The organism is Streptomyces sioyaensis, from assembly GCF_004122735.1.
GTDB classification, from domain to species: Bacteria; Actinomycetota; Actinomycetes; order Streptomycetales; family Streptomycetaceae; genus Streptomyces; species Streptomyces sioyaensis.
Genome location: NZ_SDIF01000025.1, coordinates 73,960 through 84,538, shown reverse-complemented (window position 1 = coordinate 84,538; position 10,579 = coordinate 73,960). Strand labels below are relative to the sequence as shown.

The 10,579-nt window shown below is 73.3% G+C and carries 8 protein-coding genes; 3 read left to right on the top strand and 5 right to left on the bottom strand.

Translation table 11 applies throughout. The annotated features are described in order from the left end of the window. Together EST54_RS12070 and EST54_RS12065 are read right to left on the bottom strand one after the other, a co-directional pair. Positions 1–1,091: DNA polymerase Y family protein (locus EST54_RS12070; protein ID WP_244942500.1), on the bottom strand; the 1,091-nt coding region annotated here is incomplete at its 3' end. Continuing rightward, entirely contained in the window at positions 1,088–4,675 is a 3,588-nt protein-coding gene (locus EST54_RS12065) for a DNA polymerase III subunit alpha (protein ID WP_129247613.1), read from the bottom strand. The genes EST54_RS12070 and EST54_RS12065, both read right to left, overlap by 4 nt. Positions 4,676–4,941: 266 nt before the next feature. Here EST54_RS12065 and EST54_RS12060 point away from each other — a divergent pair, with 266 nt between their 5' ends. Further along, the gene (locus EST54_RS12060) at positions 4,942–5,265 is read left to right on the top strand and encodes a nuclear transport factor 2 family protein (RefSeq protein ID WP_129247612.1); all 324 of its coding nucleotides are present in this window, start codon (positions 4,942–4,944) and stop codon (positions 5,263–5,265) included. Positions 5,266–5,322: 57 nt separating this feature from the next. Here EST54_RS12060 and EST54_RS12055 read toward each other — a convergent pair whose 3' ends face one another. Next, complete coding sequence (locus EST54_RS12055; RefSeq protein ID WP_129247611.1) at positions 5,323–6,093, bottom strand: SDR family NAD(P)-dependent oxidoreductase; 771 nt, start codon at positions 6,091–6,093, stop codon at positions 5,323–5,325. A 106-nt stretch (positions 6,094–6,199) separates the two neighbouring features. On the opposite strand from EST54_RS12055, the gene EST54_RS12050 reads away from it, so the two are divergent. After that, positions 6,200–6,955: a TetR/AcrR family transcriptional regulator gene (locus EST54_RS12050; RefSeq protein WP_129247610.1), complete on the top strand. Its 756-nt coding sequence runs from the start codon at positions 6,200–6,202 to the stop codon at positions 6,953–6,955. Positions 6,956–7,377: 422 nt separating this feature from the next. Beyond that, the gene (locus EST54_RS12040) at positions 7,378–7,818 is read left to right on the top strand and encodes a subtilase-type protease inhibitor (RefSeq protein WP_129247609.1); all 441 of its coding nucleotides are present in this window, start codon (positions 7,378–7,380) and stop codon (positions 7,816–7,818) included. Positions 7,819–7,907: 89 nt separating this feature from the next. Here EST54_RS12040 and EST54_RS12035 read toward each other — a convergent pair whose 3' ends face one another. Together EST54_RS12035 and EST54_RS12030 are read right to left on the bottom strand one after the other, a co-directional pair. Next, positions 7,908–8,984: a S1 family peptidase gene (locus tag EST54_RS12035; protein WP_239012201.1), complete on the bottom strand. Its 1,077-nt coding sequence runs from the start codon at positions 8,982–8,984 to the stop codon at positions 7,908–7,910. 469 nt (positions 8,985–9,453) lie between these two features. Continuing rightward, on the bottom strand, positions 9,454–10,377 hold the full coding sequence (locus tag EST54_RS12030; protein WP_129247607.1) for a slipin family protein: 924 nt from the start codon (positions 10,375–10,377) through the stop codon (positions 9,454–9,456). Positions 10,378–10,579: the final 202 nt, after the last annotated feature.

The following is a 10,579-nucleotide window of genomic DNA, read 5'->3' as shown; positions in this document are numbered from 1 at the left end:
GCCGCGTCCCGGGGCTTCGTCCCCGGGGGCGGGGGCGTACGGCCGGCTCCGCCGAGGGTCGCCGCGGGCCGTACGCTCCCGGTCCCGAAGCGGGCCCTGGCCCGGTCGACGGCGGCCTCGATGCGGTGTGCCCTGTCGTCTGCCGGGTCGAAGGTCAGCTGGCGGGCGGCGAGTTCGGCGCGGCACAGGTCCTCCGCGCGCAGCGCCACCGACCGCACCCGCGCCCGCTGCAGTCCGAGCGCGGCGTGCAGGGCGTATGCCGCCTCGGTCAGGGCGGGCCCGTGCGCGGTCGGCCCGTCCAGCCGCCGGGTGCGGGTGGTGGTGGAGCGGTCGGCGTAGCGGACGGTGAGGGTGAGCGCACGGGCCACCTGCCCGCTCGCCCGCATCCGGGCCCCGAGGCCGTCGGCGAGCGAAAGCAGCGCCCGGCGGCGGCGGTCCGGGTCCAGCTCGTCGTGGACGAAGCGGTGTTCCGCCGCCATCGAGCGGGCCGCGGCGTTGGGGGTCACCGGCGTCGGGTCGATCCCGCGGGCCCGTTCGTACACCACACGGCCGGTCTTCGCACCGAGGATCCGCTGCAGGGTCGCGGGCGGTGCGGCGGCGATCCGGCCGACGCTGTCGAGCCCGTACGCACACAGGGCGCGCGCGGTCGCCGGGCCGACGCCGTACAGCGCCGAGGCCGGCCGGCGGTCGAGGAACGCGGCGACGGCGTCGGCGTCATCGGGGACGACCCTGATCTCTCCCGGAGCCGCCCCTTGGGCCGCCATCCGGGCGAGCAGCGGGTTGGCGGCGATCCCGATCGTGCACCGTACGCCGTGCCAGGCCAGCGCGCGCAGCCGCACCAGTTCGGCGATGCCCGCCGCGTCCCGGTCGAAGTAGCGCAGCGCACCGCGGACGTCCGCCAGCGCGGCATCCGGCGGCAGCGCCTCGATCACCGGGGTGAACTGTGCGAGCAGCCGCAGCAGTTGCTCGAAGCACCCGGCGCTCGGCGGGGTGCCGTCGGCGGCGCGGAAGCGGATGTGGAGCATGCCCGGCTGCCGCGGGACGCCGGGAGGTTCCGGCGCCGCGGCGGGCGGCCTCGGGGCCGGAGTCATCCCGCGCTCCCGGGGCTGGAGTGCCACAACTTGCGTCCGGTGGCGGCGCGTTCACCCGGGGGCTGGAGGTCGGCCCACGGGTGCAGTTCGTAGCCGGTCTCCAGGCGGATGGTGCGGTCCGGGGCGCCGGCCGGCTCGGGCTCCTCGCCGGGTCCGGGCTCCTCGCCGGGCTCCCGGTCCGCCCCGGCCGCCCCGGTGTCCGGCGCGGCACCTCCCCCGTCCGGCCCGGTCGCGAGCCGGGCGGTGACCGCCTCCAGCCCGCCCTCGCGGCGCAGTTCGGCCAGCTCGGCGAGGTTCCAGGCGGCGGCCCCGACCACGCTGAGGCTGCGCGGACCGCGCCGCTGGACCGTACCGCGCACCAGCAGCAGCCAGGAGTGGAAGATCGTGTGCGCACAGGCCTCGTGGCTGTCGTCGAAGAAGGCGCAGTCGACCAGGCCCGTGCTGTCGTCGAGGGTGGTGAAGATGACCCGCCGGCCGGAACGGATCGGTGGCGTCTGGGTGGCCGCCTTGGCGCCGGCGACGAGTACCGTCTCGCCGTGCCGGGCCTCGCGCAGCAGCCGGGCCGGCAGCGCCCCCAGCTCCGCGAGGAACTCCTGGTGGTCGGCCATGAGGTGGCGGGAGGCGTCCATGCCGAGGACGCCCAGCTCGGCGCTGAGCCGTTCGACCTCGCTGAGGTCGGGCAGTCCCGCCGGCTCGACCGCGTCGGCCGCCGCCTCCGGCTCCGCGCCGTCGACGGCCCGGCCCGGCAGCGTCAGCTGGCCGCCGGACGCCTGCCGCCCGCGGTGGTGCAGCTCGGCGATGTACAGCAGCAGGTCCCGCCGGTTCGCGCCGAAGGCGTCCAACGCGCCCACCTGGGCGAGGCGTTCGGCCACCGGGCGGCCCGGCCTGGCCCGCTGCCACAGGTCCTGGAGCGAGTGGTAGGGCTGCCCCGCTTCGATCCGCCGTGCCTCGGCCTCGCTCATGCCGTGCACATCGCAGAGCGCGAGCCGCAGCCCCCAGACCGCACCGGAGCGGCCCCCGGAACCGTCGGGACGAGACCCCTCACCAGACACCAGTTCGATTCGGTGGGTGAGACCCGAGCGGTTCACATCCAGCGGCAGCACCGGCACCCCGCGCCGCCGTGCGTCCGCGAGCAGCAGCCGCTTCGGGTACATCCCGGGGTCATGGGTGAGCAGCCCGGCGTAGAAGGCCGCGGGGTGGTGCGCCTTGAGCCAGGCCGACTGGTAGGTGGGCACCGCGAAGGCCACCGCATGCGCCTTGCAGAAGCCGTACGAGCCGAAGGCCTCGACGATCTCCCAGGTGCGCGCGATCACGTCGGGCTGGTAGCCGCGCCGCTCGGCGGACTGCGCGAACCAGGCGCGGACCCTGCCCTGCAGTTCGGGGTGCGACAGCGCCCGCCGCTTCTCGTCCGCCTCGTCCCGGAGGCAGCCCGTCATGATCCGCAGCAGCTCGATGATCTGCTCGTGGAACACCACGACCCCATAGGTCTCGCGCAGCGGTTCCGCCAGGTCCGGGTGCGGATAGCGGACCGCCTTGCGGCCGTGCCGGGCCTCGATGAAGGGCCGCACCATGTCGGCGGCGACCGGCCCCGGCCGGAAGAGGGAGATGTCGACGACCAGATCGTGGAAGGTGGCGGGCTGCAGCCTGCCGACCAGATCGCGCTGGCCCGGCGACTCGATCTGGAAGCAGCCGAGCGTCTCGGTCGAGCGGATCAGCTCGTAGGTCGCCTCGTCGCCGGGCGGCACCTGCGCGGGGTCGTCGAGGTCGATCCGGCGCCCGGTGGCCCGGCCGATCTCGGCGACCGCATGGGCCATCGCGGACTGCATCCGCACACCCAGCACATCGAGCTTGAGCAGCCCCATCTCCTCCACGTCGTCCTTGTCGAACTGGGACATCGCGAAGCCTTCGCCGCTGGTGGGCACGACGGGCGTACGGTCCAGCAGCGTGGCGTCGGACAGCAGCACCCCGCACGGGTGCATGGCGATCCCGCGCGGCAGCGCGTCCAGCGCCTCGACCAGCTGCCACAGCCGCTCGTCGCCGGCCTCCCGCACCCCGCGCAGCTCCGGCAGCTCGGCCAGCGCCGCCCGCGCGTCCCGGGCGCGGATGTGCGGGAAGGCCTTGGCCAGCCGGTCCACCTGCGCCGGATCCATGCCCAGCGCCGCGCCCACGTCGCGTACGGCGTGCCGCACGCGGTAGGTCTCCGGCATCGAGACCGTGGCGACCCGCTCCGCGCCGAAGCGGTCGAAGATCGCGCGGTAGACCTCCAGCCGGCGGGCGGACTCCACGTCGATGTCGATGTCCGGCAGCGCCGCCCGCCGTTCGGACAGGAAGCGCTCCATCAGCAGCCCGTGGGCGACCGGGTCGGCGTGTGCGATGCCCAGGAGGTGGTTGACCAGGGACCCGGCTCCGGACCCCCGCGCCGCGACCCGGATGCCCATCTCCCTTACGTCGTCCACGACTTGAGCGACCGTCAGGAAGTACGAGGGATAGCCAAGACGCTCGATCGTGCGCAGTTCGTCCTGCAGCCGCGTCCAGCGCACCCGGTCGCGGTCGTAGCCGCGCAGCACCATGCCGGCGGCGCAGCGCGAGCGCAGCACCCGGGCGGCGGTGCGGTGTTCCGCGCCGACCAGCCGCGGCTCGGGGAAGTGGATCCGGCCGAGCCCGATGTCGTCCTGCGGGTCGACCAGGCACTCGCCGGCGGCCTCCTCGGTCATGGCGAGCAGCCGGTGGGCGAGGTCGCGCCGGAAGCCGGCCGCCTCGGCGATCCGCCCGGCGGTGTGCCGCATCGCGGCGGCGTCCTTGAGCCAGCGCTCACCGCCGTCCCAGGTCTCGGGCCGGTGCCGGTCCACCGGCACCAGGCGGCGGGCGGAGTCCAGGACGTCGGCGACCGGGCCCTGGCCGGGGTCGGCATAGCGCACCGCGTTGGTCAGGACGGCGCGGATGCCCTGGTCGACGGCGAAGCCGAGGGTGCGGGCGGCCAGCCGCGCCGAGCCGGGTCCGCTGCCGGGCCGCCCGTGGTCGACGACCTCCAGGCGCAGCCCCTCGCCGTACAGCTCCCGCCAGGGGGCGACGAGCCGGGCGGCGCGGTCCGGGCGGCCGGCGGCCAGCGCCCGGCCGACCTCGGAGTCCGGTCCGAGGAGCACGGTCAGTCCGTCCGCGGCGGATGCCAGGGCACTCCACGGGAGGACGGGCTGTTCGGCCCCGCCCGCATGGGCGGCCGAGACCAGCCGGCACAGGGCGGCCCAGCCGGCCGCTCCGTCGCGGGCCAGGAAGACGGCGCGGGCGGCGGACTCGTCGAGGAAGGCGCCGCCGCGCACCGGGGTGCGCCGCCGCACGGTGGCGCTGCCGGCCGCGGGTCCCGGCGCCTGTTCCGCCACGGCGAGTTCACTGCCGAACAGCGGACGGATGCCCGCCTCGGCGGCGGCCTTGGCGAACCGTACGGCCCCGGAGAGCCCGTCCCGGTCGGTCAGTGCGAGGGCGTCCATCCCGCGCTCGGCGGCGCGCTCGGCGAGACGCTCCGGATGGGAGGCGCCGTAGCGCAGGGAGAACCCCGAAGCGGTGTGCAGATGCGTGAACCCTGGCATCCGCACCTCCTGCACCTCATCCACCCCGACCGACCCTGTGACCCCCGCTCCTCTCCTCCACCATACCCGTCCATCGAACATTCGTACGAAGAGAAGCCGAAGATCACCTCCCCGCCTCCGCCGATCGGCCCCACCTGCTCTGCACGGCCCCGCCGCCGACCGGAAGATGAGGGAACAAAGGCCCCGGACCGCCCGCCGCACCGCGGCAGGGAGCGCCCCGGGGCCACGACGGACGACGGCACCCGCACGAAGGGCGTGATCCCCTCATGACCATCTCCGCCGGCCGGCTGTCCCACCCCGCGGTCCGTGCCCTGGTCACGGCCCTCAACAGCAATGACGAGCAGGCGTTCTTCGACGCGCTGACCACCGGCGCCACCATGTCCGACGACGGCCTCGACCGGGATCTGCGGGAGTGGTGCGACCGGGAGATCTTTGCCACGCGAGGGCACCTGGACGTGCAGTCCGAATCGGACCACGGGCTGTCCCTCGTCGCGAACTACCGCAACGACACCTGGGGCGAGATGCGGACCCGCTGGCGGTTCACGGTGGAGGACGGCAAGGTGAGCCGCTTCGAGACCGGGCAGGCGTGAGGCTGTTCGCCTCAGCGTCCGCCCGCCGCCGGCTCACGTATCGGCTCGCCCACCGGCTCACATATGCGTGCCGCCGTCGATCCGGATCTCCGTGCCGGTGATGAACGCGCCGTCCTGCGAGGCGAGCATCGCGATCACGCCCGCGACCGTCTCCGGGGCCGCGAAGCCCTCGCCGAGCGCCGGGGTGAGCTTGGCGAACAGGGTCATATCGGCGTCCTCGGGCAGCCCCGGTACGCGCCCGCGGGTCATCCCGCTGGCGATGGACCCCGGCGCCACGCACACCGCCCGCAGCCCCTGCTTGCTGTACTCGCTCGCGATGGCGTGCGTCATGGCCTGGATGCCGCCCTTGCTCGCCGCGTAGGCCGCCATGTACGGGTGCGCGAACGCCGCGGACGTGGAGCTGAAGTTGACCACGACCGGCGAGCGGCCCTCCAGGAGAGCGGGGAGCGCCTCACGGGTCACCAGGAACGTACCGGTCAGATTGATCGAGATGATCTTGTTGAAGAGATCCAGGCCGGTCTCGTGGGTGTGCGCGGAGCGCAGGATGCCGGCCGCGTTGACCAGGACGTCCAGACCGCCGAGGCCGGCCACCGCGGCGGCGACGCCGGAGCGGACCGCCGCCTCATCGGCGATGTCCAGCACCCTCGTCTCCAGCCGCCCGGCCGTCCCGTCCTCGGCGGCGCGGTCGGCGGTGCTCCGCAGGCCGTCCGCATCGATGTCCGCCGCGACCACCCGGGCCCCCTCGGCGAGGAACCGGTGGACGGTGGCCTGTCCGATGCCCGAGCCGGCGCCGGTGATCAGGGCGCGGTGTCCGTCAAAGCGATGCATGGTCCAGCTCCGTTCTCAAGGCGTTCCCGCACGCTAACTCCGAAGTGACACATCGTGCCAAACTCGCATGCTGTGCAAATACGGCATGCCACGTAGGCTGACGCCCATGCCCTCCGAGCCCGCCCCGCTCCCCCGCCCCTCGCTCACCGAGCGACGCAAGGCCGCGACCCAGCTGGAGATCGCGCGGACCGCGGCCGCGCTCTTCGCGGAGCGCGGCGCCGCCGTCACCGCCGAGGAGATCGCGCGGACCTCGGGCGTCGCGTTGCGCACCTTCTACCGCTACTTCCGCACCAAGGAGGACGCGGTGGTACCGCTGCTCGCCACCGGGGTGCGGCAGTGGGTCGACGATCTGGCGGCGTCACCGGCCGGCCCGGACGCACCGTCCGTGCGCGAGGCGCTGGAGCGGGCGGCCCGCCGGGCGCTGACCCCCGCGGACGCGCCGGCCGCCGAGTCCCTGCGCCGGACCCGCGGGCTACTGCGGGCGATGCCGGGCGACCCGGCGCTGCGCGCGGTCTGGCACCGGGTTCACCACGACGCCGAGGAGGCGCTGATGCCGGTCCTGGAACGGCTGACCGGCGCCGGCCCGCTGGAGGTACGGCTGGCCGCGGCGGCCGCGAACACCGCGATGCGGGTCGCGGTCGAGCAGTGGGCGGCGGGCGACGCGGCACCGGACGGGCCGCAGGGGCCGGCGGAGCTGGTGGCGCGGAGCATGCGGGCGCTGACGGCGGGGCTGCCGGAGCTGACCGGGAAGCCCGGACAGGCGGGGGCGCGGAAGCCTGCCGCGCGGACGCGGAAGCCGGGCCGCACGGCGGAAGGGCGGCGCGGCGACGGGCCGGCGGGCACGGAACGGCCGGGCCGGTAGGGCCCCGGGAGGCCCCAGGAGAGTACGGCGACGGGCCGTCGGCAGGCCGGTAAGGCGACCGGCGGCGGGCCGGCTCTTACCTCGGCGGGCGACCGGCGCCGCACGGAGGGACCCTCCGGCCCCCCTCTTCAGCCAATCGCCGGAGATCGAAACCTTCCCGAACGGCCGGTCGGTGGCCGGATCCGGGTATTCCGGAGGTAGGCACCCTTTGCCAGGGGCATGACGAACGGGGCAACCCCACTGGCCGGGCGGCACTTTCGCCCGGCCGCCGCGCACCCCCTCCGGCTCGTTCGCGCCATTACCCTGAGCTTTCGAGTAACGACTCAAAGTGAACGCTTCATGCGCACTCAAGATGCTTTCGGGATGCGGTTGGGCCAGACTCCCGTCCGGTATCTGCACCTTCGAGCAAGGGAGTGTTCGTCATGCGGTACATCACTGGGGCGGTCGCGCTCGGCGCGGCGCTGGTTCTCGGCGGCCTGGCCACCAGCGCACAGGCCGTCGCCGCCCCGGCGCAGTCCGGGCGGTCCAGCGGCTTGTACGCCCCGTCGGAACTGGTGCTGACGGTGGGCCAGGGCGCAAGCCGTGCGACCGCCACCGTGCAGCGTGCGGTGTCACTCAGCTGCATGCCGAAGGCCGGCGGCAGCCACCCCAACCCGATAGCCGCCTGTGACCAACTGCGCACAGTGGCGGGCGACTTCAACGCGGTGACCGCCGCACCGTCGCAGCGCCTGTGTACCAAGGAGTGGGCTCCCATCGTGGTCACCGCGGACGGCGTGTGGCAGGGCAAGCGGGTGTCGTACAGCTACACCTTCGCCAACCCCTGCGCGATGACCGACGGCCGCGGCTCGGTCTTCGACTTCTGACCGGACCGTTCGCGATCCCCGGGCACCGGACGGCGGTGCCCGGGGATCGCTCTGTCCGGCAGCTCAGGGCCTGCCGGGCGCGGGCCGGCTCAGCCGATCTCCGCGCCGTAGGCCTTCAGCGCCTCCGGGACGGGCTGGAAGAAGGTCTCGCCCCCCTTGGTGCAGTCGCCGCTGCCGCCGGAGGTGAGGCCGATCGCCGCGTCACCGTCGAAGAGCGCGCCGCCGCTGTCGCCGGGCTCGGCACAGACATCGGTCTGGATCAGACCGTCGACCGTGCCCTCCTGGTAGTTGACGCTGGCGTTCAGCGCCTTGACGGTGCCGTCGTGCACCTGGGTGGTGCTGCCGCTGCGCTGCACCTTCTCGCCGACGGTGGCCTCCGCGGCCTTGGTGATCTTCTGCGTGCTGCCGTTGTAGAGGTCGACCTCGCTCGGGTGCGCGGTGTCGCCGGTGTACTTGGCGAGGGAGAAGTCGTCGCCCGGGAACTTGGAGTCCTCGGTCGTGGCGATCGCCGAGCCGCCCTGCTGGTCCGACCAGCTCTTGATCTCGTTGCCGCAGTGGCCGGCCGTCAGGAAGTACGGCTTGCCGTCCTTGACCACGTTGAAGCCGAGCGAGCAGCGGGCACCGCTCCCCCAGATCGCGTCGCCGCCGCCGATGAAGGGTTTGAACTCACCCTTGCTGTGGCGCACCTCGACCTTGTCACCGAGGCCCTGGGCGACCTTGGTCAGCCGGTCCAGCTTGGCGCCCTTGACCGTGCGGTCGGCGGTCACGACGACCTTGTTGCTCTGCGGGTCGATCCCCCAGGACGTCCCGGGGATGGTCGCCTTCGACTTCAGCGTCTGCCGGGCAGAGTCGAGCTGGGCGAAGGTGTGCTTGACGAATCTGGCTTCCGCCCCCTTCGCCCGCGCGGCCCTGGCCTGCGCCTGGTTCACGACGTTGACCACCAGCTTCTTGGCCTTGGCGTCGTAGAACGCGCCCGCGGTGTCCGTCTTGAGGTGGGACGCGAGCGCGGTCGCCGCGGCGGAGGTCAGCTTGGCGAGGGCAGGGGTGGGAGTCGGCGCCGGGGACGCGTTGGCGTTGGCGAGGACCACCGTGGCGGAAGCGGCGAGCGCGAGCGCTCCCGCACCTGCGATCACGGCGCGTCGGTTGGGTATGCGTCGGTGCTTCAACTCAGAGCCTCCCGTGGGGGGAAGAGCCCGGAAACCGTGGGGAGTTGTCCGAGCCCGGAGAGCGGGGAATCGGAACACGGACGGTCCCCCGGGAAGCCGCACCCCTCGGAAGTCGCGTCCATGCCAACGTGTGCGCGGCCGAGTATCCCCATCCGCCTCACTCGTGCACAAGACCGAGTACCGGTCTCACATACGGGAGTTCACCATTTCGCCACACGGCGGTCACACCTGTGTCCGCGCCCCCAGACATCGAGTGCGGACTTCAGCGGGCATCCGGAAGCGCGACGGCCTCGCCACGTGTGAGGACTATAGCTGGCCGGAAAACGGCGTCCGGGAGCCGCCCCCGGGCAGCGGAAAGCGCCGCACACACCCGCCTCAACGGGTACATACGACGCTCAACAGGACATCAGACAGGCGGAAGCGCTCCGCCTTACGGCAGGCCCTCTGCCTACGGCAAGTCCTCTGCTCCCTACGGCAAGTCCTCCGCCTCCGGGAGCTCCTCCAGCTTCGGCGGCAGCTCGCCCTCCGTCTCGCGCTCCACGGCCGCGGGCGCGGCGTCGGACACCTCAGGAGCGGCCGGCGGCCGTGCGCGCCCCCGCGCGGCTTCGGCCGCCGCGGTCTCCGCTTGGGCCTGCAGCCCGGAGCGCTCCAGGAACCGCAGCAGTTCGACCGGGAAAGGCAGGACAAGGGTGGAATTCTTCTCGGCGGCGACCGCCACTACGGTCTGCAGCAGCCGCAGTTGCAGGGCCGCGGGCTGGCCGGACATCGCCTCGGCCGCCTCCGCCAGCTTCTTCGAGGCCTGCAGCTCGGCATCGGCGTTGATCACCCGGGCGCGCCGGTCCCGGGTCGCCTCCGCCTGGCGGGCCATCGAGCGCTTCATCGTCTCCGGCAGGGAGACGTCCTTGATCTCCACCCGGTCGACGGTCACTCCCCAGCCGATGGCCGGGCTGTCCATCATCAGCTCCAGGCCCTGGTTGAGTTTCTCGCGGTTCGACAGCAGATCGTCCAGCTCGCTCTTGCCGATGATCGACCGCAGCGAGGTCTGCGCCATCTGTGAGACCGCGAAACGGTAGTCCTCGACCCGGATGACCGCGTCGGCAGCGTCCACGACCTTGAAATAGACGACCGCGTCGACCCGCACGGTGACGTTGTCCCGGGTGATGCCCTCCTGGGCGGGCACCGGCATCGTGACGATCTGCATGTTGACCTTGCGCATCCGGTCGATGAACGGAACGATCATGGTGAATCCCGGCTCGCGCACCTCGGAGGCCAGCCGCCCCAGCCGGAGCACCACACCGCGCTCGTACTGCTTGACCACCCGCGCCGCCGCGACGAGATAGACCGCTCCCACAGAGGCCAGCGCCACCGCGCTCGTCACCAGTTCTTCGACCATCACGGCTCCCTGAACGTGTGCCGTACGCCATCCGAATCGCGTTGTTTACCATGGTATGCCCGGCTCGGAGGGCGGTCGAGGCTCGCGGTGGCGCGGCCGGGCTCCCGTCCGCCGGCGGACGGGAGCCCTAGGGTCCCCTAGGACCGCCGGAGCCGGCTCCGGCGGTCCACCGGGCCGTCGGTCCCTGCGCACCGCGGCCCGC

What these genes read in the sequence shown, in the direction of transcription:
- EST54_RS12065 (WP_129247613.1), bottom strand. Translation starts at nt 4,675, where the DNA reads ATGCCAGGGTTCACGCATCTGCACACCGCTTCGGGGTTCTCCCTGCGC.
- EST54_RS12060 (WP_129247612.1), top strand. Translation starts at nt 4,942, where the DNA reads ATGACCATCTCCGCCGGCCGGCTGTCCCACCCCGCGGTCCGTGCCCTG.
- EST54_RS12055 (WP_129247611.1), bottom strand. Translation starts at nt 6,093, where the DNA reads ATGCATCGCTTTGACGGACACCGCGCCCTGATCACCGGCGCCGGCTCG.
- EST54_RS12050 (WP_129247610.1), top strand. Translation starts at nt 6,200, where the DNA reads ATGCCCTCCGAGCCCGCCCCGCTCCCCCGCCCCTCGCTCACCGAGCGA.
- EST54_RS12040 (WP_129247609.1), top strand. Translation starts at nt 7,378, where the DNA reads ATGCGGTACATCACTGGGGCGGTCGCGCTCGGCGCGGCGCTGGTTCTC.
- EST54_RS12030 (WP_129247607.1), bottom strand. Translation starts at nt 10,377, where the DNA reads ATGGTCGAAGAACTGGTGACGAGCGCGGTGGCGCTGGCCTCTGTGGGA.